The following is a 24,759-nucleotide window of genomic DNA, read 5'->3' as shown; positions in this document are numbered from 1 at the left end:
GATTGTTATTCTAAAATCAGTCACCGAGTAGAATTATTTAAATTAATATTAAAATTATTTATATGCTATTAGAATTATCAATTTTATCTAATAACAATCCCGCGCTATAGTCTCTGCATCAGGTAATTAACTCGGAATTTTTAACGTGTTTTCTTATTATTTTCAAGGTCTTGCGCTTGGTGCGGCTATGATTCTGCCGCTCGGTCCGCAAAATGCTTTTGTGATGAATCAGGGCATTCGCCGTCAGTACCACATAATGATTGCCTTACTTTGTGCAATCAGCGATTTAGTCCTGATTTGCGCCGGGATTTTTGGCGGTAGCGCGTTACTGATGCAGTCTCCGTGGTTATTGGCATTAGTGACTTGGGGTGGTGTTGCCTTTTTGTTGTGGTATGGCTTTGGCGCTTTTAAAACTGCGATGGGCAGTAATATTGAACTGGCGAGTGCCGAAGTGATGAAACAGGGGCGATGGAAAATTATCGCCACCATGCTGGCGGTGACCTGGCTGAATCCGCATGTCTATCTGGATACCTTTGTGGTACTGGGCAGCCTGGGCGGTCAACTTGATCCTGACCCAAAACGTTGGTTTGCATTCGGGACGATTAGCGCCTCTTTCCTGTGGTTTTTTGGCCTGGCGTTATTAGCCGCCTGGCTGGCACCGCGTTTGCGTACCGCCAAAGCGCAGCGCATTATCAATTTCGTGGTGGGCTGCGTGATGTGGTTTATCGCTCTACAACTGGCGAAAGAGGGGATTGCCCATGCACAAGCCTTGCTCAGTTAGGTGCTATCTGATGGAAAATTAAAACAGAGACGCTAAGCTTGCCTCCAGAGGTCCTGAATTTTGGGCAAGTCAATTAACACGGAGAGACTAACGTGAAGTTCAAAGTTATCGCCCTGGCGGCATTGATGGGTTTCAGCGGAATGGCAGTACAGGCCAATGAACTACCGGATGGTCCGCATATTGTCACTTCAGGAACAGCAAGCGTGGATGCGGTGCCAGACATTGCCACCCTTGCGATTGAAGTCAACGTGGCAGCGAAGGATGCCGCGACCGCCAAGAAGCAGGCGGATGAGCGTGTGGCGCAATATATCTCTTTCCTTGAACTCAATCAGATCGCGAAAAAAGATATCAGCTCTGCAAATTTACGCACCCAGCCTGATTACGATTACCAGGATGGTAAAAGTATTCTGAAAGGCTACCGGGCGGTGAGAACGGTGGAAGTAACGCTTCGTCAGTTAGACAAACTGAATTCTTTGCTGGATGGCGCGCTGAAGGCCGGGCTTAACGAAATTCGTTCTGTTTCCTTGGGTGTGGCGCAACCTGATGCCTATAAAGATAAAGCGCGTAAGGCGGCGATTGATAATGCGATTCATCAGGCACAGGAGCTGGCGAACGGCTTTAATCGCAAGTTGGGTCCGGTATATAGCGTGCGCTACCATGTTTCCAACTATCAGCCCAGCCCGATGGTTCGAATGATGAAAGCTGATGCCGCGCCGGTTTCCACTCAGGAAACTTACGAGCAGGCTGCTATTCAGTTTGATGATCAGGTTGATGTGGTCTTCCAGTTAGAACCTGTTGATCAGCAACCTGCAAAAACACCTACCGCACAATAATACTTTTAGCCCGACGCCTTTGTCGGGCTAATGTCTTCACCTGATATCGCCTCCTTTTTCTGTAATTTTCTGTAAAACCATGATGCAATCACCTATCTTTGCACGCGATTTCATCAAAGATTGAATAACTGAAACGGTTAAGCGGACAGTGATGTTTGGGGAGAGGGTATGGATATTTTTATTTCAAAAAAGATGCGCAATTTTATTTTATTAGCGCAAACTAATAATATTGCCCGGGCAGCAGAGAAAATACATATGACGGCGTCGCCGTTCGGCAAAAGTATTGCCGCGCTGGAGGAGCAAATTGGTTATACATTGTTTACCCGTAAAGATAACAATATTAGTCTTAATAAAGCTGGACAGGAACTTTATCAAAAACTTTTTCCGGTTTACCAACGAATTTCTGCTATTGATAATGAAATTCATAATTCCGGGCGTCGTTCTCGTGAAATTGTAATTGGTATAGATAATACCTATCCGACGATTATTTTTGATCAGCTAATCAGCCTTGGTGATAAATATGAAGGGGTGACAGCCCAGCCGGTTGAGTTTAGTGAGAATGGGGTTATTGATAATCTCTTCCACCACCAGTTTGATTTTATTATCTCTCCGCAGCATGTCTCCGGGCGTGTAAAGGGGTTGGAGAGCCTGACTATCAGCGAACTTTCGCCGCTGCGACTGGGGTTTCTCGTTTCTCGCCGTTTTGAAGAACGCCAGGAGCAGGAGTTATTACAGGAGCTGCCGTGGTTACAGATGCGCTTTCAGAACCGCGCTAACTATGAAGCGATGATTGATGCGAACATGCGTCCTTGTGGGATTAATCCAACAATCATTTATCGTCCCTACAGTTTTATGGCCAAAATAAGCGCCGTTGAGCGCGGACATTTCCTGACAGTCATTCCACATTTTGCCTGGCGGTTGGTGAACCCGGCAACGCTGAAATATTTTGATGCGCCGCATACGCCAATGTATATGCAGGAATACCTCTATTCACTGAAAAACCATCGCTATACCGCCACGATGCTACAGCAAATTTCTGAAGATCGTGACGGTACGAGCAATTAACTCAGCATCGAGCCAGTTTCGATCAAGTTACGATGCAGATCGAAAACGTGGCTAAGATCGTGGTGAATATGCCCACCAGGTGCATTTTCCAGATAGTGATGCAGATAGTCACGGTACATGGGATGGGCACAGTTATCGATGATAGCGCGTGCGCGCTGAAGTGGGGAGAGGCCGCGCAGGTCGGCAATCCCTTGTTCAGTGATGATCACTTTCACGCTGTGTTCGCTGTGATCGACATGGCTACACATTGGCACGATAGTTGATATCTTGCCTTCTTTGGCGATCGACGGTGCCATAAAGATCGACAGGTAAGCATTGCGTTCAAAATCGCCGCTGCCGCCGATACCGTTCATCAAATTAACTCCGGCAACATGCGTTGAGTTGGCATGTCCGTAAATATCAAACTCCAGACCCACGTTCAGAGCGATAACACCAAGGCGGCGGATAATTTCCGGGTTATTGGAAATCTCCTGCGGACGTAACACAATGCGGCTGGAGAAGTAGTCCATATTGTCGTAAATCTTACGCAGTGAATCGGCAGAGATTGTCAGACTGGAGGCGCTGGCACCGGTGATTTTGCCGGTTTCCAGAAGATGAACCACCGATTCCTGTAGCACTTCCGAATACATCATAAACGGTGGAATATCCGGGTTATCTCCGAGACGTGCCATTACCGCATTATTGATGTTGCCAACCCCACTTTGCAATGGCAAAAACTCCGGTGGAATACGCCCCTGTGCCATTTCACGTAACAGAAAGGTGACTACATTGTCAGCGATTTGCTGGCACATGGGATTTTGCTTATCCAGGATATTACCTGCATCAGGTAAGTTGGTTTCCACGACCGCAACAATCTTTTTCGGATCAATGTGCACATAACGAGTACCGACGCGATCCATTGCATGGAAGATCGAAACGCTATTGCGCCGCGGTGGTGCTCCTGGAATCACAATATCTGCCAGTTCCGCAACGCGCGGATCGTGATAGTGATTGAGTTCAATGATCACTTTCTTTGCCTGCAGTAACCAGGTCGGCGCGTTACCGATCCCACTGGTCAACCAGACACGTCCATCCGGTGCGATCTCTGAAGCTTCAATTACCGCAACATCAATGTCACCGAAGAAGCCGTAGTTGACCATTTGCGCTACTTCGCTCAAATGTAGATCAACAAAACTGACCGCACCCTGATTGATCTTTTTGCGTAATCCAGATGATGTTTGATACGGAGCGCGCCACGAAACAGCGTCAGCTTCAGAGAGTACATCATCGGCGGCGGCGCTAATTGACGCTCCGGTTAGCAGGCGAATTTGGTACGGTTTTTTCGCCTCATGCTGTTCATTGGCACGACGGGCAATAGCAGCAGGCAGGGCTTTAGGTGAACCCGCAGGGGTAAAGCCGCTGAATGCCACCATATCGTTGTGCCGGATAATTTCCGCCGCTTCATCGGCGGTCATCCTTGCCCAGGTCATACTCATCCTTTACTCCTTTGTTCGCAGATCATTAATGACCGACGAAATTAGGTTTACGTTTTTCCAGGAAGGCGTTCATACCTTCCTGATAATCCTCGCTGTCATAAACCTCCCGGCGCATCCCCTGAATACGTTCAAACTCATCTGAATTCATGGTGTGTGCTTCGCCCAACACGCGCAGTTCTTCCTTGATTACCGCAATCGCCAGCGGTGCTTTTTCGGAAATGTGGTGAGCCATTTGTAAGGTGAAATCTTCCAGCTCGTTGATGTCAACAACGTGGTTGAGAATGCCAACAGCCAGCGCGCGTTGGGCTGTGATTGGCGAAGCGGTAAAAATCAGCTCTTTGACAATGTGGAAACCCGCGTCACGGGTCAGGTTGTGAATGCCGACCAGGTTATATGGGACGCCGAGGTTAACTGGCGTCATTGAGAAGGTGGAGGTGCTGGCGGCGATGATCAGATCGGAACTCATGATCATTTCAAATGCGCCTCCCCAGACGCTCCCTTCAACCATCGAAATTACCGGTTTGGGGCATTTTTGGATCATGCGGGTGATTTGGCGTAGCGGATCATCGTAGGAGAGTGGATCGCGGCCGCCTGATGGCAGTTCATGAATATCGTGACCTGCGGAGAACACTTTGGAACCACTCGGGGCACGCAGAATGATACAACGGATTTCCGGACGGTTGAGATCGCTTAATGCCTGGAGCAGGTCATCAATAAAGACTTTACTTAATGCATTGAGTTTGCGGCCATAGTTAAACTCAATTATCGCAACTTTGTTGATGGTGACAACATTAACATACTGATAAGACATAAAAATTCCTTTAATCAAAATATTGAGTCTGGATAAATTCACTGAGTTGCCGCAGGCCGGTGCGCGGCGAAAGCGTGTTGTTTTTGACTGCTAATAGCGTCTGGCGGTAATAGCGATCGAAATCTTCATTAGCGAACAGGTGGTGCAGCACTTCTTCCTCGGTTTGCTTACGCAGCCATTCCACCGATTGTTGCTGCCGCATCAGGGGCAAACGACCGCTGGCGGTAAGCGCGGTTTTGAAATCGATAATCGCGTGCCAAATCTCATCGATACCGCATTTTTCCAGTGCGCTACAGGTGAGGACTCGTGGTTGCCATTCTTCATATTTGCGACGCAGAATATGTAGGGCGCTTTCGTACATATGGCGGGCAATGGCGACATTCGTGTGGTTATCGCCATCGTCTTTGTTGATGACAACCAGATCTGCCACCTCCATTAGCCCCTTTTTAATGCCCTGGAGATCATCACCACCACCGGCAATTTGTAGTGAGATAAAACAGTCGACCATGCGGGCTACTTCCGTTTCCGACTGTCCGACGCCGACGGTTTCAACGATCACCACGTCATAACCCGCCGCTTCGCATAACAGCATTAACTCCCGTGCTCGTTGGCTGGCACCGCCCAGATGACCAGATGACGGAACCGGGCGAATAAACGCCGCATCGGCACGAGCCAGTTCGGTCATACGTGTCTTGTCACCAAGGATGCTGCCACCGGTTACCGGGCTGCTGGGATCAACGGCAATCACCGCGACCTTCAACCCTTGGCGAATTAGCTGCATGCCGAAGACTTCAAGAAAGGTACTTTTCCCCGCGCCGGGTGTACCGGTAACGCCCAGCCGCAGCGCATTTCCACAGAATGGCATGATGGCATCGAGCAACAGGTTACTTAGCGCCTGATGACGCGGATGGCGGCTTTCTACCAGCGTCATGGCTTGGGCAAGTGTGGCTCGTTCACCCTCACGTAAGCGGCGAATGTTGTCTGCTAGTGTGGTTTCGTTAATCATGATGCTGGCTAATTCGGTTCAGCACATCACGTACACTGTCGAGCATGGGAGTACCCGGGCCATAAATCGCCGCCACGCCACGCTCTTGCAGGAAGGCATAATCTTGCGGTGGAATAACGCCGCCAGCGACTACACAGATATCTTCGCGCCCCCATTTTTTAAGGGCTTCGACCAGTTCCGGGATCAGCGTTTTGTGTCCAGCAGCGAGAGAGGATGCGCCCACCACATGAACGTCGTTTTCTACCGCCAGTCTGGAGATCTCTTCTGGCGTCGAGAACATCGGGCTGAGATCAACGTCAAAACCCAGATCGGAATAGGCGCTGGCAATGACTTTCGCTCCGCGATCGTGCCCATCCTGACCCATTTTTGCGATCAGAATACGTGGGCGACGACCATTGTTGGCGAGGAACAGCTCCGTTTGCGCAACAATGGCATCAAATTCGCAGGCTGATTTTTCCGACTGGTGATAACTTTGCGCAATCACGCCGGTAACACACTGACTCGGCACCAGATAACGGTCAAAAGCGGCCTCCAGTGCATCGGAAATCTCACCCAATGTCGCGCGAACGCGTGCTGCATTAACAGCGGCAGCCAGCAGGTTTTCGTTTTGCAGCGCAGCGTTAGTCAGGGTGTTCAGCGCGGCGGTTACGGCTGCATCATCACGGGTGGCACGAATGCGTTTCAGCGAAGCAATTTGCTCGTTACGAACCATCACATTGTCGATCTCCAGTACATCGGTTTTGTCTTCGTGATCCCGTTTGTACTTGTTCACGCCAACTATCACCCGTTTGCCCTGGTCGATCAGCGATTGTTCACGCGCAGATGCTTCTTCGATCATTCGTTTTGGCAAGCCCGCTTCGATCGCTTTCGCCATGCCACCGGCTTCGTCGATCTGATCAATGATGGCTCTGGCCTGTTTCACGATCTGATCAGTTAGTGACTCAACGTAATAAGAACCGGCTAGCGGATCGACGGTGCGGCAGAGTTCTGACTCTTCCTGAATAATGATCTGAGTGTTGCGGGCAATACGTGCCGAGAAATCGGTCGGCAGACCAAGAGCTTCATCAAAAGCGTTGGTATGCAGCGACTGAGTACCGCCCAGAGTCGCGGCCAGTGCCTCAATGGTGGTGCGGATAACGTTGTTATAGGGATCTTGCTCGGTGAGACTCCAGCCGGAGGTTTGACAATGGGTACGCAGCGCCAGTGATTTCGGATCTTTGGCTCCAAATCCGCTTACCGCTTCGCTCCAGAGATAACGTGCGGCACGCAGCATGGCGATGTTCATAAACAGATCCATGCCAATACCGAAGAAGAACGACAGACGTGGGGCAAAGTCGTCAATTTTCAGACCAGCAGAGAGTGCAGCTTTGATGTATTCAATCCCATCAGCCAGGGTGAATGCCACCTGCTGCACGCAATTTGCACCCGCTTCGCCCATGTGGTAGCCGCTAATACTGATGGTATTAAAGCGCGGCATATTGCCGGAACACCAGGCGATGATATCAGCGATAATGCGCATAGACGGTTTCGGCGGGTAAATATAGGTATTGCGGCAGAGGTACTCTTTCAGGATGTCGTTCTGGATGGTGCCAGTAAGTTTATCGGGGGGAACTCCTTGCTCTTCAGCGGCCACGATATAAAACGCCAGTACTGGCAGGACTGCGCCGTTCATGGTCATTGACACCGACATTTTATCCAGTGGAATTTGGTCGAACAGCACCTTCATATCTTCTACGGTGTCTATAGCAACGCCCGCTTTTCCGACATCGCCAGCAACACGCGGATTGTCGGAGTCGTAACCGCGGTGGGTGGCGAGGTCAAAGGCAACGGAAAGACCTTTTTGCCCGGCCGCGAGGTTACGGCGATAAAAGGCGTTAGACTCTTTGGCCGTTGAGAAACCGGCATATTGGCGGATGGTCCATGGCTGGGCTGTGTACATGGTGGCGCGGGGGCCACGAACGTAGGGCGGCAAGCCAGGAAGGGTGCCTGTCACTTCCAGATTGTTGAGATCGACTTCGGTATACAGCGGCTTGATGGCGATCCCTTCCGCCGTTTGCCGTACCAGTGAGTCGACGGTTTTTTCCCGACGGCTCAACTCCTTGTTGGCAAGCTGTTGCCACTCCTGCACGTTTGACATTATTTGCTCCATAAAGCGCAATAAAAATAGGGGATTTGCGCTTACGGTGAGCTTTTTAAACGGGTTTGTCGCCAGCAAAAAAAATGCATTGAGGCGTCGTTTTTTGCCGTGTGAGATTTGTCTCTTTTGTGACGTTGTTCAAAGAAGGTAAAAAGAAAGAAGGAAAATGCCTGATATGTGCTATCAGGCATTAAGTGATTGATTAATCCTGACGAAGTACTTTGTGACCATAGTCGAGCAAAGCATCAGTGACTTTACGCATCATGCGGCTTTCTGGGGCAAAGCGATGCCAGTAGAGCATTCGCCGTTGAAACAGCCCCGGTGTCAGGTCTATTAACTCGCCGCTAGCCAGTTCTTTCTCAATTTGTAGGTGTGGGATCATACAGCAGGTTGTTCCCTGGCGAGCGAGTTGAACGAAGGCTTCTGACGAGTTAACGATATGGCACGGTACGCTACCTGGCGGCAGATCGAAGTTTTGCTGCAAAAATGCCTGGTGCATATCGTCAAGATGGTCAAACGCCACCACCGGTGCCTTGAGCAGCGCGGAGCGGCTTACTCCGTTGGGGAAGTATTTCTCAGCAAACGGTTTGGAGCTGACGAACAGATAGTCAAGCGCGCCAAGTTTATCGACAAGACAGCTTGGTAGCGCCTGATGTTGAATACTCACCGCGCCGACCACTTCGCCACGACGCAGGCGCTCCTGGGTACGGGTTTCATCTTCCACCTGTAAATTCAGACGGATAGGCGAGTCAGCCAGCACAGGAGCGAGCGCCGGAAGCAGCCAGGTTGCCAGACTGTCGGCGTTGACTGCAAGCGAAAGCAGTAGCGGGGTTGAACCGGTTTGTTCATCGCCCAGCCACTCCTCTTCCAGCAACTCAACCTGGCGAAGCAGTGCCAGCAGTTTTTGCCCTTGCTCAGTAGGCCGCGGCGGGACAGTGCGCACCAGTAACGGCTGCCCGAACATATTTTCTAGCTGCTTAATGCGCTGTGAGACGGCTGATTGCGTAATGCACAATTTCTGTGCCGCACGCTCAAATCCTCGTTCACGTATCACCGCATCCAGTGCCTGTAATGTCCTGTAGTCCGGGCGTTTCATTGCTTTAACCTACTCCTCAAATTTTCTTATGCCGAACTATGACATAATTTTGCTTTGGGTACAGAGCATTTAGCGTATGAAAAAGTAGCTATAATGGAAATTTTGGGTGGCGTTACCGTGTCTTTTTGTCTTTGTGGAGACCCGGGAAAAGTTCTGTAGAGCTTCACTTTTATCGGTGCAGCTTCAGATATGCACGCTGGTTGATAAAAGGGGTCACCCGATGCCTGCTGATATCCAGGCTTGCAGGGACGAAAGAGAATTCCCCCTATTGCCTGTTATTCATGGATGAGTTAGTCGCATGACTTGCTGACGGGGTCTGAACCGCGTTTTTTGTATATAATGCGTGTGAAATTTCATACCACAGGCGAAACGATCATGACGCAGGATGAATTGAAAAAAGCAGTAGGATGGGCGGCACTTCAGTATGTTCAGCCCGGGACCATTGTTGGTGTAGGTACAGGTTCCACCGCCGCACACTTTATTGATGCACTCGGCACGATGAAAGGTCAGATTGAAGGGGCAGTTTCCAGCTCCGATGCATCCACTGAAAAACTGAAAAGCCTTGGCATTCACGTTTTTGACCTCAATGAAGTGGACAGCCTTGGAGTTTACGTCGACGGAGCAGATGAAATCAACGGCCATATGCAGATGATCAAAGGTGGCGGCGCGGCGCTGACCCGTGAAAAAATCATCGCTTCAGTCGCGAAGAAGTTTATCTGTATTGCAGATGCTTCCAAGCAGGTCGATATTCTGGGTAAATTCCCACTGCCGGTAGAAGTTATCCCGATGGCGCGTAGTGCAGTAGCTCGTCAGTTGGTGAAATTAGGCGGCCGTCCGGAATACCGTCAGGACGTGGTGACTGATAACGGCAACGTGATCCTCGACGTTCACGGCATGGAAATTCTTGACCCGGTGGCGATGGAAAATGCAATTAACGCTATCCCTGGCGTGGTTACTGTTGGTCTGTTTGCCAACCGTGGTGCGGATGTCGCGCTGATTGGCACACCTGACGGCGTCAAAACCATTGTGAAATGATCTGACGGGGGAGTTCTCTCCCCCGTTAAAAATTTTTTTCATTGTTAAATTTGGTGACATCTGTCACGTTTTTAACCCTCTGTTACCTAACGCTCTAAACAAAGTCTTATCTCCAGCATTTTCTTCTGTTAATCAACCTTGCGTGATATTTCCTCAACATCGCGACGCAAACGTTCATATTGCCGCAATATTATTTTTTGATATGTTGAAAGGCGGATGTAAATCCACACACAACATTTCAAAGACAGGATTGGGTAAATGGCAAAGGTATCGCTGGAGAAAGACAAGATTAAGTTTCTGCTGGTAGAAGGCGTGCACCAAAAGGCGCTGGAAAGCCTTCGCGCGGCGGGTTACACCAACATCGAATTTCACAAAGGCGCGCTGGATGATGAACAATTAAAAGAATCCATCCGCGATGCCCACTTCATCGGCCTGCGATCCCGTACCCATCTGACAGAAGACGTGATCAATGCCGCAGAAAAGCTGGTCGCTATTGGTTGTTTCTGCATAGGCACAAACCAGGTTGATTTAAATGCTGCGGCAAAACGTGGGATCCCGGTATTTAACGCACCGTTTTCGAATACGCGTTCCGTTGCTGAGCTGGTGATTGGCGAACTTTTGCTGCTATTGCGCGGAGTGCCGGAGGCCAACGCTAAAGCGCACCGTGGCGTGTGGAACAAACTGGCGGCGGGTTCTTTTGAAGCTCGCGGCAAAAAGCTGGGTATCATTGGCTATGGTCATATTGGTACGCAGCTTGGCATTCTCGCGGAGTCGCTGGGGATGTATGTTTACTTCTATGATATTGAAAACAAACTGCCACTGGGCAACGCGACTCAAGTGCAACATCTTTCCGACCTGCTGAATATGAGCGACGTGGTAAGTCTGCATGTGCCAGAAAATCCGTCCACCAAAAATATGATGGGCGCGAAAGAGATTGCGCTGATGAAGCCCGGTTCGCTACTGATTAACGCCTCGCGCGGTACTGTAGTCGATATTCCGGCACTGTGTGACGCGCTGGCGAGCAAACACCTTGCTGGTGCGGCAATTGACGTATTCCCGACGGAACCGGCGACCAACAGTGATCCGTTTACCTCTCCGCTGTGCGAATTCGACAACGTCCTGCTGACGCCACACATTGGCGGTTCGACTCAGGAAGCGCAGGAGAATATCGGCCTGGAAGTTGCAGGAAAATTGATCAAGTACTCTGACAATGGCTCCACGCTTTCTGCGGTGAACTTCCCGGAAGTATCGCTGCCGTTGCACGGTGGTCGTCGTCTGATGCACATCCATGAAAACCGTCCGGGCGTGCTGACTGCGCTGAACAAAATATTTGCCGAGCAGGGCGTTAACATCGCCGCGCAGTACCTGCAAACGTCTGCTCAGATGGGCTACGTAGTTATTGATATTGAAGCCGATGAAGACGTTGCCGAAAAAGCATTGCAGGCCATGAAAGCTATTCCTGGCACCATTCGCGCCCGTTTGCTGTACTGATTCCCCTTCTCTGACAAACAACGGGCAGGTCGCTGACTTGCCCGTTTTTTTGTCCCTTTTCCCATGCTTCTCACCACATTTGCAGGGTTGTGCAATCGCCTTTGTGAGCCTGCTCGAAGAAAGAAATCAAAGCCAGATCAATACGTTGTGTTTACTCGAAGAAGATTTACGATGGCGGTGCAGCATGGCGCTGTAACGGTAAAGCCCTCACCGAAGCGAGGGCTTAAAGGAGAAGGGGTATGATGTGACTTGTCATCATACTGATTGTACTGTTACTGATAAATTTGCCAGCTTATTAACAGTCAGTCTCAGGACCCTTACTCACTAAATTAGGTTAAAGAATAAACGATGTCAATCAGGGCGATGCAGGTGTGTCGTCCTCACCACTCCCAGACTTTTGACGGTGTAACCACCGCAGGTAGCGGAATATCCCACTCTTCGACAGGAAGTTTTTCTACTAACTGACAATCATGTGCATAACCAACTGGCTGCATTTTATAGTGCTGCCAGTTTTGCAATGTCCGATCATAAAAACCGCCACCCATTCCCAGGCGTTGACCGTTCTTATCAAAGGCTACCAGCGGCGTTATGAGGACATCTAATTGGGAAAGGGGAAGTACATCGCGCACGTCCAGTTTCGGCTCGTGGATTTTTAATCTGTTCACCACCAGTTCACTTTGCGGATGGTAATTCAGGAACAGTAAGTTACCGACACTAAAGGGATGCAAAACTGGAAGATATACGCGCTTACCGGCATGCCAGAGCTGTTCTATGAGCGGTTGGGTGTCGAGTTCGCCATCAAATGAGAGAAAAACGGCAACCGTATGCGCCATTACAACAGGGGGGTAGTTCATCATCCGGGTTGCGGCCTGCTGACCCATTTCGCGTTGTTGCTCCGGCGTTAAGGCACGACGTCGATGCCGAATCATTTTACGGATTTCTTGTCGGGATAATGTAAGTGGAAGTTCTGGTAGTTGTGTCATGGCTAGTGCCAGATAAGAAGGGAATCTCCGAGATGCCGCCGCAGGCTGTAACCCTTGAACCCTTGGTTCAAGGTGAATGTGTCGTCGCAGTTTTAAGGCTTCTCGGACGAACCGAGCATGCTCACCAACCACGGAGCGCCACATTCTTGTGGTATGAAATATCGGCTCAGGGGACTGGCCCGCTTGCGAACATCTCAGAGAAATTTTGTCTTCACGTTTACTCTACCACAGTAAACCGAAAAGTGTCATTCAAAGTTTTGGTTCGTTTTTTCGGTGATGCGACCTTGTTCAAGTAACGCTTGTTCTATGGTCTGTTGCAGCATCCGAATACGCTGTTCCATACTTGCCGCGTAGTCACGAGTCTTCGCTTTTTCTTGCGCTAACTCATAGCTGATGTTCAATGCAGCAATGAAAACCAACTGTTCTGTATTTGTGACTCTAGTGCGTTCTTTCAGATCTTGCAACCGTTGGTTCAGATCGTCCGCAGCCTGATTCAACGCATCCCTTTGGTCAGGCGGGCAGTTCACACGCAGTGAACGGCCAAAAATTTGGATATCGACGGGTTGTGCAGACATGCCACCTTCCTGCTGATTGACTGCGCTGCCTTCGCCTTCAGACCTTTGGTCTGCGAAGGGGCGAAACTATAGCTACCCTGGTGCAATGAGACAAGCCCTTTTCTGGTTCACCAGGGTCCAAAGTGATAGCATATCATGAATCTTCCTCCCTTTGATGTCGAATGCTTATGTCTATACAGAACGAAATGCCTGGTTACAACGAGATGAACCAGTATCTGAACCAACAAGGGACAGGTCTGACCCCTGCTGAAATGCATGGTTTAATCAGCGGGATGCTTTGCGGTGGCAATGATGACAGCTCATGGCTGCCGCTGCTTCATGACCTGACGAACGAAGGCATGGCTTTCGGTCATGAGCTGGCACAGGCATTGCGTAAAATGCACTCTGCTACCAGCGATGCCCTGCAAGATGACGGCTTCCTTTTTCAGCTTTATCTGCCTGATGGCGATGATGTCAGCGTTTTCGATCGCGCTGATGCACTGGCAGGCTGGGTAAATCACTTCCTGCTTGGTCTTGGCGTCACACAACCGAAGCTCGACAAAGTGACCGGTGAAACCGGTGAAGCTATTGACGATTTGCGTAACATTGCACAACTGGGCTACGACGAAGACGAAGATCAGGAAGAGCTGGAAATGTCCCTCGAAGAGATCATTGAATACGTTCGTGTTGCTGCGCTGTTATGTCACGACACCTTTACCCATCCGCAACCGACCGCGCCAGAAGTACAAAAGCCGACTCTACACTAAAAACAAAAAACGTAAGGAGAGTGTTATGAGTGAGATATCTCAGCAAGAATTTCAGCGCCGCCGCCAGGCTTTACTGGCGCAAATGCAACCAGCCAGCGCCGCGCTGATTTTCGCAGCGCCAGAAGTGACCCGTAGCGCCGACAGCGAATATCCCTATCGTCAAAACAGCGACTTCTGGTACTTCACTGGCTTTAATGAGCCAGAAGCAGTGCTGGTGCTGATTAAAAGCGATGACACTCATAACCACAGCGTTCTGTTTAACCGCGTTCGCGACCTGACGGCAGAGATCTGGTTTGGCCGTCGCCTGGGGCAAGATGCCGCACCGGAAAAACTAGGCGTTGACCGCGCACTGGCGTTCAGCGAAATCAATCAGCAACTTTATCAACTACTTAACGGTCTGGATGTGGTTTACCATGCCCAGGGCGAATATGCGTATGCTGATGAAATCGTGAACAGTGCACTGGAAAAACTGCGTAAAGGCTCGCGGCAAAATCTCACCGCTCCGGCAACGATGATCGACTGGCGCCCTGTTGTTCATGAAATGCGCCTGTTCAAATCGCCAGAAGAGATTGCCGTACTTCGCCGCGCTGGTGAAATCACCGCACTGGCGCACACTCGGGCGATGGAAAAATGCCGTCCAGGAATGTTTGAGTACCATCTGGAAGGCGAAATTCACCACGAATTTAACCGCCACGGCGCACGTTATCCTTCCTACAACACCATTGTCGGCAGCGGTGAAAATGGCTGCATTTTGCATTACACCGAAAACGAGTGTGAACTGCGCGACGGCGACCTGGTGTTGATTGACGCGGGGTGTGAATATAAAGGTTACGCTGGCGATATTACCCGCACCTTCCCGGTCAATGGCAAATTCACTCAGGCACAGCGTGAAATCTACGACATTGTGCTGGAGTCTCTTGAAACCAGTTTGCGCCTGTATCGTCCGGGAACCTCCATTCAGGAAGTCACGGGTGAAGTGGTGCGTATCATGATTAGCGGCCTGGTAAAACTGGGGATCCTGAAAGGTGACGTCGATGAACTGATCGCCCAAAATGCCCATCGTCCTTTCTTTATGCATGGCCTTAGCCACTGGTTAGGTCTGGATGTTCATGATGTGGGTGTTTATGGTCAGGATCGCTCGCGCATTCTTGAACCGGGTATGGCTTTGACCGTAGAGCCGGGGCTGTATATCGCGCCGGATGCAGATGTGCCGGAACAATATCGCGGTATCGGCATTCGTATTGAAGACGATATTGTGATTACTGAAACCGGTAACGAAAACCTCACCGCCAGCGTGGTGAAAAAGCCGGAAGAAATCGAAGCATTGATGGCGGCCGCGAGAAAGCAATGAGCGTAATCATCGTCGGTGGCGGCATGGCTGGCGCGACGCTGGCGCTGGCTATTTCCCGGTTAAGTCACGGGGCGCTGCCGGTACATCTGATTGAAGCGACGGCACCGGAATCACATGTTCATCCTGGCTTTGATGGCCGAGCTATTGCGCTGGCGGCGGGCACCTGCCAGCAACTGGCGCGCATCGGTGTCTGGCAATCTCTGGCTGATTGCGCAACTGCCATCACCACTGTTCATGTCAGCGATTGCGGTCATGCTGGATTCGTCACCCTCGCCGCAGAAGATTATCAACTGGCGGCACTGGGGCAGGTTGTTGAGTTGCACAATGTCGGGCAACGGCTGTTTACATTGTTGCGCAAAGCGCCTGGCGTGACGCTGCACTGTCCGGATCGCGTTGCTAACGTTTCTCGTACTCAGGATAACGTTGCCGTAACGCTGGAGAGTGGCGAGACGCTGACGGGGCGTGTGCTGGTTGCGGCTGATGGTACGCATTCAGCATTAGCGACCACCAGCGGCGTTGACTGGCAGCAAGAGCCTTACGAACAACTGGCAGTGATTGCTAATGTTGCTACCTCTGTTGCGCATGAAGGTCGTGCTTTTGAGCGCTTTACGCAATATGGCCCGCTGGCGATGTTGCCGATGTCTGGCGGACGTTGTTCGCTGGTCTGGTGTCACCCGCTGGAACGGGGCGATGAGGTCATGGCGTGGAGCGACGAGACGTTTTGCCGTGAACTCCAGTCCGCTTTTGGCTGGCGTCTGGGGCAAATTACCCACGCCGGTAAACGCAGTGCTTATCCGCTGGCGTTAACCCGCGCCGCTAAACCCATTACCCATCGCACCGTGCTGGTGGGTAATGCAGCGCAAACCCTGCATCCGATTGCCGGACAAGGATTTAACCTCGGTATGCGTGATGTTATGAGCCTTGCAGAAACCCTGACTCAGGCGCAAGAACGTGGTGAAGACATTGGTGATTACGGCGTATTGTGCCGCTACCAGCAGCGTCGGCAGAGCGATCGCGAAGCGACTATCGGCGTTACGGACAGTCTGGTGCATCTTTTTGCCAACCGTTGGGTGCCGCTGGTTGTCGGGCGCAACCTCGGGCTGATGGCGATGGAATTATTCACTCCGGCACGCGATGTGCTGACGCAGCGCACCCTCGGTTGGGTGGCGCGTTGAAGGCGGTTTTAAGGAATAAACAATGCAAAGTGTTGATGTAGCCATTGTTGGCGGCGGCATGGTGGGGCTGGCGGTTGCCTGCGGCTTACAGGGGAGCGGCTTACGCGTCGCCGTACTGGAACAGCGTGTACCGGAACCTCTGGCGGCGGATGCACCACCACAACTGCGCGTTTCGGCTATCAATGCCGCCAGCGAAAAATTACTCACCCGTCTTGGCATCTGGCAGGACATTCTCTCCCGTAGAGCCAGTTGCTATCACGGTATGGAAGTGTGGGATAAAGACAGTTTTGGTCACATCTCTTTTGACGATCAAAGCATGGGCTATAGCCATCTTGGGCATATTGTTGAAAACGCAGTGATTCACTACGCGCTGTGGAACAAAGCGCAACAGTCGTCAGAGATCACCCTGTTTGCCCCTGCAGAATTACAGCAGGTCGCCTGGGGGGAAAACGAAACCTTCCTGACGCTGAAAGACGGCAGCATGTTAACGGCGCGTCTGGTGATTGGCGCGGACGGGGCAAATTCCTGGCTGCGCAACAAAGCCGATATCCCGCTGACTTTCTGGGATTATCAGCATCACGCGCTGGTAGCGACCATTCGTACTGAAGAACCACATGAAGCGGTGGCGCGCCAGGTTTTCCACGGTGAAGGCATTCTGGCTTTTTTGCCGCTGAGCGATCCGCATCTTTGCTCGATTGTCTGGTCATTACCTCCTCAGGAGGCGCAGCGGATGCAGCAGGCGAGCGAAGATGAATTTAATCGCGCATTAAATATCGCTTTTGATAATCGCCTGGGCTTATGCAAGGTTGAGAGCGAGCGTCAGGTGTTCCCGTTGACGGGGCGTTATGCCCGCCAGTTTGCCGCTCACCGTCTGGCGTTGGTGGGCGACGCCGCACATACCATTCACCCGCTGGCGGGGCAGGGGGTGAATCTCGGCTTTATGGATGCCGCAGAGCTGATTGCCGAACTGAAACGTCTGCACCGTCAGGGCAAAGACATCGGGCAGTACATTTACTTGCGTCGCTATGAACGCAGCCGCAAGCACAGTGCGGCGCTGATGCTGGCAAGTATGCAAGGATTCCGCGATCTCTTTTCCGGAGCTAATCCGGCGAAAAAACTGCTGCGCGATATTGGTTTGAAACTGGCCGACACGCTGCCTGGCGTTAAGCCGCAGCTTATTCGTCAGGCAATGGGGTTAAATGATTTGCCTGAATGGTTGCGTTAAAAATTTCTCCTCTGTTGTTTATTTGATACCCATCACACTTTAATCTCCCGGTTTTTCTGTCGGGAGATTTTCCTCATTTGAAATAAACTAATTTCACCTTCAATTTCGCATTATATTTTCTAATGTTACGATTTTTTGATTTAGTGATTTTTGACATATTTTCAGTTCTTAATATTGCTTTATCCAAATTCAATTTCTTAATGCATTGTATTTATATAAAAATAAAATCATTTTTTGGTTTTTTATTCTGTTGAGATTTTTGCGTTTTTTAACCATAAGCTAATGTGATGATCAATTTTACCTTATGGTTAACCGTCTATTTCGGTGGTAAGTTCAGAGAAAAGAGAACGATTGCGTTGGGGACCGGGAGTGGCTCCGATGCTGGGTTTCGTGGTGATAATTTCACTGTGAAAAAGTTGTCAGCCCCGCTTATTCAATGAGGACAAGATGGCACAACAGACTCCTTTGTACGAACAACACACGCTTTGCGGCGCACGCATGGTGGATTTCCATGGCTGGATGATGCCGCTGCATTACGGTTCGCAAATCGACGAACATCATGCGGTACGAACCGATGCCGGAATGTTTGATGTGTCGCATATGACCATCGTCGATCTCCGCGGCAGCCGCACCCGGGAGTTTCTGCGTTATCTGCTGGCGAACGATGTGGCGAAGCTCACCAAAAGTGGCAAAGCGCTCTACTCCGGGATGTTGAATGCCTCTGGCGGAGTGATAGATGACCTGATCGTTTACTACTTCACTGAAGATTTCTTCCGCCTCGTTGTTAACTCCGCCACCCGCGAAAAAGACCTCTCCTGGATAACCCAACACGCTGAACCCTTCGGCATTGAAATTACCGTTCGTGATGACCTTTCCATGATTGCCGTACAAGGGCCGAATGCTCAGGTAAAAGCTGCCACACTGTTTAATGACGCCCAGCGTCAGGCGGTGGAAGGCATGAAGCCGTTCTTTGGCGTGCAGGCGGGCGATCTGTTTATTGCCACCACCGGTTATACCGGCGAAGCGGGCTATGAAATTGCGCTGCCAAATGAAAAAGCAGCAGATTTCTGGCGTGCGCTGGTGGAAGCGGGCGTTAAGCCATGCGGTCTGGGTGCGCGTGATACGCTGCGTCTGGAAGCGGGCATGAATCTTTATGGTCAGGAGATGGACGAAACCATCTCGCCGCTGGCAGCCAACATGGGCTGGACCATCGCCTGGGAACCGACTGACCGTGACTTCATCGGTCGTGAAGCACTGGAAGTGCAGCGTGAACATGGCACAGAGAAACTGGTTGGTCTGGTGATGACCGAAAAAGGTGTGCTGCGTAATGAACTGCCGGTGCGTTTTACCGACGCGCAGGGTAATCAGCATGAAGGCATTATTACCAGCGGGACTTTCTCCCCAACGCTGGGTTACAGCATTGCGCTGGCGCGTGTGCCGGAAGGCATTGGCGAAACGGCGATTGTGCAAATTCGCAACCGTGAAATGCCGGTAAAAGTGACTAAACCTGTTTTTGTGCGTAACGGCAAAGCCGTCGCGTGATTTACTTTTTTGGAGATTGATTGATGAGCAACGTACCAGCAGAACTGAAATACAGCAAAGAACACGAATGGCTGCGTAAAGAAGCTGACGGCACTTACACCGTTGGCATCACCGAGCATGCTCAGGAACTGTTAGGCGATATGGTGTTTGTTGACCTGCCGGAAGTGGGCGCAACGGTAAGCGCGGGCGATGACTGCGCGGTTGCCGAATCAGTAAAAGCGGCGTCAGACATTTATGCGCCAGTAAGTGGTGAAATCGTAGCGGTGAACGACGCACTGAGCGACTCCCCGGAACTGGTAAACAGCGAGCCATACACTGGCGGCTGGATCTTTAAAATCAAAGCCAGCGATGAAAGCGAACTGGAATCACTGCTGGACGCCACCGCATACGAAGCATTGTTAGAAGACGAGTAACGGCTTTATCCCTCTTCTTTGGGAGAGGGGCAGGGTGAGGAAAATTTACGCCTCACCCTTACTCTCTTCGCAAGAAGGGAGGTTCACAATTCACTGCACGTTTCAGGAACCATCGCTCATGACACAGACGTTAAGCCAGCTTGAAAACAGCGGCGCTTTTATTGAACGCCATATCGGACCGGACGCCGCGCAACAGCAAGAAATGCTGAATGCCGTTGGCGCACAATCGTTAAACGCGCTGATCGGCCAGATTGTGCCGAAAGATATTCAGCTTGCGACCCCGCCGCAGGTTGGCGCACCGGCGACCGAATACGCCGCGCTGGTGGAACTCAAGGCTATTGCCAGTCGCAATAAACGCTTCACGTCTTACATCGGCATGGGTTACACCGCCGTGCAGTTGCCGCCGGTTATTCTGCGCAACATGCTGGAAAATCCGGGCTGGTATACCGCGTATACCCCGTATCAGCCTGAAGTCTCCCAGGGCCGCCTCGAAGCCCTGCTCAACTTCCAGCAGGTAACGTTGGATCTGACCGGGCTGGATATGGCTTCGGCGTCTCTGCTGGACGAAGCTACCGCTGCCGCTGAAGCAATGGCGATGGCTAAACGCGTCAGCAAACTGAAAAATGCCAATCGCTTCTTCGTTGCTTCTGACGTTCATCCGCAAACGCTGGATGTGGTTCGCACCCGTGCAGAAACCTTTGGTTTTGAAGTGATTGTCGATGACGCGCAAAAAGTGCTCGATCATCAGGAAGTGTTCGGCGTGCTGTTACAGCAGGTTGGCACTACCGGTGAAATCCACGATTACACAACGCTTATCAGCGAACTGAAATCACGCAAAATTGTGGTCAGTGTTGCCGCTGACATTATGGCACTGGTGCTGCTTACTGCACCGGGCAAACAGGGCGCGGATATTGTCTTTGGTTCGGCGCAACGCTTCGGTGTGCCGATGGGCTACGGTGGCCCGCACGCGGCCTTCTTTGCGGCGAAAGATGAATATAAACGTTCTATGCCGGGCCGTATTATTGGTGTATCGAAAGATGCCGCAGGCAATACCGCGCTGCGAATGGCGATGCAGACTCGCGAACAACATATTCGCCGCGAGAAAGCGAACTCCAACATTTGTACTTCCCAGGTACTGCTGGCAAACATCGCCAGCCTGTATGCCGTTTATCACGGTCCGGTTGGCCTGAAACGCATCGCTAACCGCATTCATCGTCTGACCGATATTCTGGCTGCTGGCTTGCAACAAAAAGGTCTGAAGCTGCGCCATGCGTACTATTTCGACACGTTGTGTGTAGACGTAGCCGACAAAGCAGGCGTGCTGGCGCGTGCCGAAGCGGCTGAAATCAACCTGCGTAGCGACATTCTGAACGCCGTGGGGATCACCCTTGATGAAACCACGACGCGTGAAAACGTGATGCAGCTTTTCAGCGTGCTGCTGGGCGATAATCACGGGCTGGATATCGACACGCTGGACAAAGACGTGGCTCACGACAGCCGCTCTATCCAGCCTGTAATGTTGCGCGACGATGAAATCCTGACGCACCCGGTATTTAATCGCTACCACAGCGAAACCGAAATGATGCGCTATATGCATTCGCTGGAGCGTAAAGATCTGGCGCTGAATCAGGCGATGATCCCGCTGGGTTCCTGCACCATGAAACTGAACGCCGCCGCCGAGATGATCCCGATCACCTGGCCGGAGTTTGCTGAACTGCACCCGTTCTGCCCACCGGAGCAGGCCGAAGGTTATCAGCAGATGATTGCGCAACTGGCTGACTGGCTGGTCAAACTGACTGGTTATGACACCGTCTGTATGCAGCCGAACTCCGGTGCTCAGGGTGAATACGCGGGCCTGCTGGCGATTCGTCATTACCATGAAAGCCGCAACGAAGGGCATCGTGATATCTGCCTGATCCCGGCATCTGCCCACGGGACTAACCCAGCTTCTGCGCATATGGCGGGAATGCAGGTGGTGGTCGTGGCATGTGATAAAAACGGCAATATCGATTTGACTGACCTGCGCGCGAAAGCGGAACAGGCTGGCGATAATCTCTCCTGCATCATGGTGACTTATCCATCCACCCACGGTGTGTACGAAGAAACAATCCGTGAAGTGTGTGAAATCGTGCATCAGTTTGGCGGTCAGGTTTACCTTGATGGCGCAAACATGAACGCCCAGGTCGGCATCACTTCACCGGGCTTTATTGGTGCGGACGTTTCGCACCTCAACCTGCATAAAACTTTCTGTATTCCGCACGGCGGTGGCGGCCCGGGTATGGGGCCGATCGGCGTGAAATCGCATCTGGCACCGTTTGTGCCGGGTCATAGCGTGGTACAAATCGAAGGCATGTTAACCCGTCAGGGCGCGGTTTCTGCGGCACCGTTCGGTAGTGCATCCATTCTGCCAATCAGTTGGATGTACATTCGCATGATGGGCGCAGAAGGGCTTAAAAAAGCAAGCCAGGTAGCAATTCTTAACGCCAACTATATTGCCAGCCGCCTGCAGGATGCCTTCCCGGTGCTGTATACCGGTCGCGATGGTCGCGTGGCGCACGAATGTATTCTCGATATTCGTCAGCTGAAAGAAGAAACCGGCATCAGTGAGCTGGATATAGCCAAACGTCTGATCGACTACGGTTTCCACGCGCCGACAATGTCATTCCCGGTTGCGGGGACGCTGATGGTGGAACCGACTGAATCCGAAAGCAAAGTGGAACTGGATCGCTTTATTGACGCGATGCTGGCTATCCGTGCGGAAATTGACCAGGTGAAAGCCGGAGTCTGGCCGCTGGAAGATAACCCGTTGGTAAACGCGCCGCACATTCAGAACGAACTGGTTGCTGAGTGGGGGCATCCGTACAGCCGTGAAATTGCGGTGTTCCCGGCAGGCGTGGCAGACAAATACTGGCCGACGGTGAAACGTCTGGACGATGTTTACGGTGACCGTAACCTGTTCTGTTCCTGCGTACCGATTAGCGAATATCAGTAATTAACTGATTTGACTATCTTCTAAAGGCGCTTCGGCGCCTTTTTAGTTTGTTAATAAGGTGCGCTTTGTGTGTCGGATGAAGCGTAAATACAAAATCTTGGAGTTCAATATATGACAGGAGCTCCAGGCCTGATGAGCGGGGCGCATCAGGCACATCGGCTAATTAAAGTTTCTCGCCGTTGCTGGCGATCACCTCTTTGTACCAGTTAAAGCTCTTCTTACGTGAACGCGACATATCACCAGTACCGTCGTCATGCTTATTCACATAGATAAAACCGTAGCGTTTGCTGTACTGCCCGGTGGTGAATGATACGCAGTCGATGCAGCCCCACGGCGTGTAGCCCATCAGATCGACGCCATCGTAAGTCACCGCTTTTTTCATCTCTTCAATGTGGGCGCGCAGGTAATCAATGCGGTAGTCATCGTTGATGCTGCCGTCCTCTTCTACTTTATCGTAAGCGCCAAAACCGTTTTCGACGATAAATAGAGGCTTCTGATAACGCTCATACAGTTCGCAGAGCGCGTAACGCAGACCCACCGGATCAATCTGCCAGCCCCAGTCAGAGGCTTTCACATATGGGTTCGGCACGCTGCCTTCGAAACCAGAAATCGCATCACCGGTGCCGCCTTCGGCTTTTACCGCGTTGGTCATGTAATAGCTGAAGCCGAGATAATCGCAGGTGCCTTCGCGCAGTACATTCAGATCGCCATCTTCCATTTTGATGTTAAATCCGCGACGCTCCCACTCGTTCAACACATAGGACGGGTAATAGCCGCGCAGTTGCACATCGGTAAAGACATAACGTTCGCGCATCGATTCCTGGGCGAACATCACATCGTCCGGGTTACAGGAGTAAGGATAAAGTGGCACCATTGCCAGCATACAACCGACTTTCATCTCCGGGTTGATGCGACGTGCCGCTTTCACCGCCAGGGCGCTGGCAACAAACTGATGATGCAGCACCTGGTACATCGTCTCTTCTGGATTTTCATGTTCGGTATAAACCACGCCAGAGCAGCAATAGCCAAACAGCGGTGCGCGCCAGTTACGCTGGTTGTTAATCTCGTTGAAGGTCATCCAGTATTTGACTTTGTGCTTATAGCGTTCAAACACCACTTCAGCAAAACGTACAAAGAAATCAACCACCTTACGGTTGGTCCAACTGCCGTATTGCTGCACCAGATGTAGCGGCATTTCAAAGTGAGAAAGGGTGATCACCGGTTCAATGTTGTATTTCAGCAGTTCATCGAACAGGGCGTCGTAAAACTTCAGCCCTTCTTCATTAGGCTGGGCTTCATCGCCTTTCGGGAAAATGCGCGTCCAGGCGATGGAAGTACGAAAACATTTGAAGCCCATTTCGGCAAACAGCTTGATGTCTTCCTTATAGTGACCATAAAAATCTACCGCTTCATGGTTCGGATAGTATTTGCCTGGCAAGACTTCTTTGGTGATTTCGCGCGGTACGCCGTGTGCGCCGCCGGTCAGAACGTCACAAATGCTTGGCCCTTTGCCGCCTTTGTTCCAGCCGCCTTCGACCTGATGGGCGGCAACTGCGCCGCCCCATAAGAAATCTTTCGGTAAGGTGAGTTTTTTCACTATCATAGGCTCCAAATGAGTCAATTCTTACAGGAAATATTACCATGCAGCCAAACGACATCACTTTTTTTCAACGTTTCCAGGATGACATTCTGGCTGGGCGTAAAACCATCACCATCCGTGACGAATCTGAATCGCACTTTAAAACGGGCGATGTACTTCGCGTCGGGCGCTTTGAAGATGATGGCTATTTTTGCACTATTGAAGTCACCGCAACTTCAACAGTGACGCTGGATACTCTCACAGAAAAACATGCGCAACAGGAAAATATGACTCTGGCTGAACTGAAAAAGGTCATTGCTGACATCTATCCCGGTCAGACGCAGTTTTATGTAATTGAATTTAAATGCCTTTAAGTTGAACTAACGCCTGTTAGCTGAAACTTTATATTTAATTTCATGATTTTTCGGAGATTACTCTCAAATCAGAA

General features: G+C 51.1%; 23 protein-coding genes and 1 other RNA gene. 14 read left to right on the top strand and 10 right to left on the bottom strand.

Annotated elements, in window-relative coordinates; all coding sequences use genetic code 11:
• Positions 1–145: 145 nt before the first annotated feature.
• The 3 genes from argO (at position 146) to srsR (ending at position 2,679) form a co-directional block, all read left to right on the top strand.
• The gene (argO, locus tag A1WG_RS16775; RefSeq protein ID WP_001517041.1) at positions 146–781 is read left to right on the top strand and encodes an arginine exporter ArgO; all 636 of its coding nucleotides are present in this window, start codon (positions 146–148) and stop codon (positions 779–781) included.
• Between the two features lie 92 nt (positions 782–873).
• The gene (locus A1WG_RS16780) at positions 874–1,614 is read left to right on the top strand and encodes an oxidative stress defense protein (protein WP_000669823.1); all 741 of its coding nucleotides are present in this window, start codon (positions 874–876) and stop codon (positions 1,612–1,614) included.
• 168 nt (positions 1,615–1,782) lie between these two features.
• Positions 1,783–2,679 (top strand): LysR family transcriptional regulator SrsR, encoded by an 897-nt coding sequence (srsR, locus tag A1WG_RS16785; RefSeq protein WP_000350787.1) that lies wholly within the window; start codon positions 1,783–1,785, stop codon positions 2,677–2,679.
• Here srsR and scpC read toward each other — a convergent pair.
• From scpC to argP, 5 genes are all read right to left on the bottom strand, one after another.
• Positions 2,676–4,154: a propionyl-CoA:succinate CoA transferase gene (gene scpC / locus A1WG_RS16790; RefSeq protein ID WP_000063070.1), complete on the bottom strand. Its 1,479-nt coding sequence runs from the start codon at positions 4,152–4,154 to the stop codon at positions 2,676–2,678. The genes srsR and scpC overlap by 4 nt on opposite strands.
• A 25-nt stretch (positions 4,155–4,179) precedes the next feature.
• Complete coding sequence (gene scpB, locus A1WG_RS16795; protein WP_001517040.1) at positions 4,180–4,965, bottom strand: methylmalonyl-CoA decarboxylase; 786 nt, start codon at positions 4,963–4,965, stop codon at positions 4,180–4,182.
• A 10-nt stretch (positions 4,966–4,975) separates the two neighbouring features.
• Positions 4,976–5,971, bottom strand: coding sequence for a methylmalonyl Co-A mutase-associated GTPase MeaB (gene meaB / locus A1WG_RS16800; protein WP_000606737.1), 996 nt, complete (start codon positions 5,969–5,971; stop codon positions 4,976–4,978).
• On the bottom strand, positions 5,964–8,108 hold the full coding sequence (gene scpA / locus A1WG_RS16805) for a methylmalonyl-CoA mutase (protein ID WP_001517039.1): 2,145 nt from the start codon (positions 8,106–8,108) through the stop codon (positions 5,964–5,966). Before scpA ends, meaB begins: the two co-directional genes overlap by 8 nt.
• Before the next feature lie 202 nt (positions 8,109–8,310).
• Positions 8,311–9,204: a DNA-binding transcriptional regulator ArgP gene (argP, locus tag A1WG_RS16810; protein ID WP_000828349.1), complete on the bottom strand. Its 894-nt coding sequence runs from the start codon at positions 9,202–9,204 to the stop codon at positions 8,311–8,313.
• Between the two features lie 375 nt (positions 9,205–9,579).
• Here argP and rpiA point away from each other — a divergent pair, with 375 nt between their 5' ends.
• The 3 genes from rpiA (at position 9,580) to A1WG_RS25360 (ending at position 12,029) form a co-directional block, all read left to right on the top strand.
• Positions 9,580–10,239 (top strand): ribose-5-phosphate isomerase RpiA, encoded by a 660-nt coding sequence (gene rpiA, locus A1WG_RS16815; RefSeq protein ID WP_001517038.1) that lies wholly within the window; start codon positions 9,580–9,582, stop codon positions 10,237–10,239.
• Positions 10,240–10,497: 258 nt separating this feature from the next.
• Positions 10,498–11,730, top strand: a complete 1,233-nt coding sequence (serA, locus tag A1WG_RS16820; protein ID WP_001151616.1) for a phosphoglycerate dehydrogenase — start codon at positions 10,498–10,500, stop codon at positions 11,728–11,730.
• Between the two features lie 254 nt (positions 11,731–11,984).
• The gene (locus A1WG_RS25360; protein WP_370567170.1) at positions 11,985–12,029 is read left to right on the top strand and encodes a hypothetical protein; all 45 of its coding nucleotides are present in this window, start codon (positions 11,985–11,987) and stop codon (positions 12,027–12,029) included.
• 81 nt (positions 12,030–12,110) lie between these two features.
• On the opposite strand, the gene A1WG_RS16825 is transcribed toward A1WG_RS25360, so the two are convergent.
• The 3 genes from A1WG_RS16825 to zapA all read right to left on the bottom strand — a co-directional run bounded on the left by A1WG_RS16825 (position 12,111) and on the right by zapA (position 13,288).
• The gene (locus A1WG_RS16825; protein ID WP_024191906.1) at positions 12,111–12,713 is read right to left on the bottom strand and encodes a 5-formyltetrahydrofolate cyclo-ligase; all 603 of its coding nucleotides are present in this window, start codon (positions 12,711–12,713) and stop codon (positions 12,111–12,113) included.
• Positions 12,714–12,733: 20 nt separating this feature from the next.
• A non-coding RNA gene (ssrS, locus tag A1WG_RS22945) (6S RNA) lies at positions 12,734–12,917 on the bottom strand.
• A 41-nt stretch (positions 12,918–12,958) separates the two neighbouring features.
• Positions 12,959–13,288: a cell division protein ZapA gene (zapA, locus tag A1WG_RS16830; protein WP_001276008.1), complete on the bottom strand. Its 330-nt coding sequence runs from the start codon at positions 13,286–13,288 to the stop codon at positions 12,959–12,961.
• Between the two features lie 167 nt (positions 13,289–13,455).
• Here zapA and ygfB point away from each other — a divergent pair, with 167 nt between their 5' ends.
• From ygfB to ubiI, 4 genes are read left to right on the top strand one after another with little or no spacing between them, the layout of a single operon-like run.
• Positions 13,456–14,034, top strand: a complete 579-nt coding sequence (gene ygfB, locus A1WG_RS16835; RefSeq protein WP_001517036.1) for a UPF0149 family protein YgfB — start codon at positions 13,456–13,458, stop codon at positions 14,032–14,034.
• A 25-nt stretch (positions 14,035–14,059) separates the two neighbouring features.
• Positions 14,060–15,385 carry a Xaa-Pro aminopeptidase gene (pepP, locus tag A1WG_RS16840; protein ID WP_001290085.1) on the top strand — a complete coding sequence of 442 codons (1,326 nt, stop codon included), beginning with the start codon at positions 14,060–14,062 and terminating at the stop codon, positions 15,383–15,385.
• Positions 15,382–16,560, top strand: coding sequence for a 2-octaprenyl-6-methoxyphenyl hydroxylase (ubiH, locus tag A1WG_RS16845; RefSeq protein WP_001517035.1), 1,179 nt, complete (start codon positions 15,382–15,384; stop codon positions 16,558–16,560). The genes pepP and ubiH overlap by 4 nt, the downstream gene beginning before the upstream one ends.
• 22 nt (positions 16,561–16,582) lie before the next feature.
• Positions 16,583–17,785: an FAD-dependent 2-octaprenylphenol hydroxylase gene (ubiI, locus tag A1WG_RS16850; RefSeq protein WP_001517034.1), complete on the top strand. Its 1,203-nt coding sequence runs from the start codon at positions 16,583–16,585 to the stop codon at positions 17,783–17,785.
• Between the two features lie 73 nt (positions 17,786–17,858).
• Here the strand turns inward: ubiI and A1WG_RS24485 are convergent, their stop codons facing one another.
• On the bottom strand, positions 17,859–17,942 hold the full coding sequence (locus A1WG_RS24485; protein ID WP_122983120.1) for a hypothetical protein: 84 nt from the start codon (positions 17,940–17,942) through the stop codon (positions 17,859–17,861).
• Positions 17,943–18,232: 290 nt separating this feature from the next.
• Between A1WG_RS24485 and gcvT the strand changes: the two genes are divergently transcribed.
• The 3 genes from gcvT to gcvP all read left to right on the top strand — a co-directional run bounded on the left by gcvT (position 18,233) and on the right by gcvP (position 22,732).
• Complete coding sequence (gene gcvT, locus A1WG_RS16855; RefSeq protein ID WP_001517033.1) at positions 18,233–19,327, top strand: glycine cleavage system aminomethyltransferase GcvT; 1,095 nt, start codon at positions 18,233–18,235, stop codon at positions 19,325–19,327.
• 23 nt (positions 19,328–19,350) lie between these two features.
• Positions 19,351–19,740, top strand: coding sequence for a glycine cleavage system protein GcvH (gene gcvH / locus A1WG_RS16860; protein ID WP_000073211.1), 390 nt, complete (start codon positions 19,351–19,353; stop codon positions 19,738–19,740).
• Positions 19,741–19,858: 118 nt separating this feature from the next.
• Positions 19,859–22,732 carry an aminomethyl-transferring glycine dehydrogenase gene (gene gcvP, locus A1WG_RS16865; protein ID WP_001517032.1) on the top strand — a complete coding sequence of 958 codons (2,874 nt, stop codon included), beginning with the start codon at positions 19,859–19,861 and terminating at the stop codon, positions 22,730–22,732.
• A gap of 163 nt (positions 22,733–22,895) precedes the next feature.
• Here gcvP and bglA read toward each other — a convergent pair whose 3' ends face one another.
• On the bottom strand, positions 22,896–24,329 hold the full coding sequence (bglA, locus tag A1WG_RS16870; RefSeq protein WP_001517031.1) for a 6-phospho-beta-glucosidase BglA: 1,434 nt from the start codon (positions 24,327–24,329) through the stop codon (positions 22,896–22,898).
• Between the two features lie 44 nt (positions 24,330–24,373).
• Here bglA and yqfB point away from each other — a divergent pair, with 44 nt between their 5' ends.
• Entirely contained in the window at positions 24,374–24,685 is a 312-nt protein-coding gene (yqfB, locus tag A1WG_RS16875; RefSeq protein ID WP_001182960.1) for a N(4)-acetylcytidine aminohydrolase, read from the top strand.
• Positions 24,686–24,759: the final 74 nt, after the last annotated feature.

The sequence above is a fragment of the Escherichia sp. KTE96 genome (genome assembly GCF_000408525.1).
Lineage (GTDB): Bacteria > Pseudomonadota > Gammaproteobacteria > Enterobacterales > Enterobacteriaceae > Escherichia > Escherichia marmotae.
Note: the sequence above shows the minus strand (reverse complement) of the source record. Positions and strands in the feature narration are given on the sequence as shown.

Excerpts from the sequence above, each read along its gene's own strand:
- srsR (WP_000350787.1), top strand. The coding sequence starts at position 1,783 with ATGGATATTTTTATTTCAAAAAAGATGCGCAATTTTATTTTATTAGCG.
- scpC (WP_000063070.1), bottom strand. The coding sequence starts at position 4,154 with ATGAGTATGACCTGGGCAAGGATGACCGCCGATGAAGCGGCGGAAATT.
- scpB (WP_001517040.1), bottom strand. The coding sequence starts at position 4,965 with ATGTCTTATCAGTATGTTAATGTTGTCACCATCAACAAAGTTGCGATA.
- meaB (WP_000606737.1), bottom strand. The coding sequence starts at position 5,971 with ATGATTAACGAAACCACACTAGCAGACAACATTCGCCGCTTACGTGAG.
- scpA (WP_001517039.1), bottom strand. The coding sequence starts at position 8,108 with ATGTCAAACGTGCAGGAGTGGCAACAGCTTGCCAACAAGGAGTTGAGC.
- argP (WP_000828349.1), bottom strand. The coding sequence starts at position 9,204 with ATGAAACGCCCGGACTACAGGACATTACAGGCACTGGATGCGGTGATA.
- rpiA (WP_001517038.1), top strand. The coding sequence starts at position 9,580 with ATGACGCAGGATGAATTGAAAAAAGCAGTAGGATGGGCGGCACTTCAG.
- serA (WP_001151616.1), top strand. The coding sequence starts at position 10,498 with ATGGCAAAGGTATCGCTGGAGAAAGACAAGATTAAGTTTCTGCTGGTA.
- A1WG_RS16825 (WP_024191906.1), bottom strand. The coding sequence starts at position 12,713 with ATGACACAACTACCAGAACTTCCACTTACATTATCCCGACAAGAAATC.
- zapA (WP_001276008.1), bottom strand. The coding sequence starts at position 13,288 with ATGTCTGCACAACCCGTCGATATCCAAATTTTTGGCCGTTCACTGCGT.
- ygfB (WP_001517036.1), top strand. The coding sequence starts at position 13,456 with ATGTCTATACAGAACGAAATGCCTGGTTACAACGAGATGAACCAGTAT.
- pepP (WP_001290085.1), top strand. The coding sequence starts at position 14,060 with ATGAGTGAGATATCTCAGCAAGAATTTCAGCGCCGCCGCCAGGCTTTA.
- ubiH (WP_001517035.1), top strand. The coding sequence starts at position 15,382 with ATGAGCGTAATCATCGTCGGTGGCGGCATGGCTGGCGCGACGCTGGCG.
- ubiI (WP_001517034.1), top strand. The coding sequence starts at position 16,583 with ATGCAAAGTGTTGATGTAGCCATTGTTGGCGGCGGCATGGTGGGGCTG.
- A1WG_RS24485 (WP_122983120.1), bottom strand. The coding sequence starts at position 17,942 with ATGTCAAAAATCACTAAATCAAAAAATCGTAACATTAGAAAATATAAT.
- gcvT (WP_001517033.1), top strand. The coding sequence starts at position 18,233 with ATGGCACAACAGACTCCTTTGTACGAACAACACACGCTTTGCGGCGCA.
- gcvH (WP_000073211.1), top strand. The coding sequence starts at position 19,351 with ATGAGCAACGTACCAGCAGAACTGAAATACAGCAAAGAACACGAATGG.
- gcvP (WP_001517032.1), top strand. The coding sequence starts at position 19,859 with ATGACACAGACGTTAAGCCAGCTTGAAAACAGCGGCGCTTTTATTGAA.
- yqfB (WP_001182960.1), top strand. The coding sequence starts at position 24,374 with ATGCAGCCAAACGACATCACTTTTTTTCAACGTTTCCAGGATGACATT.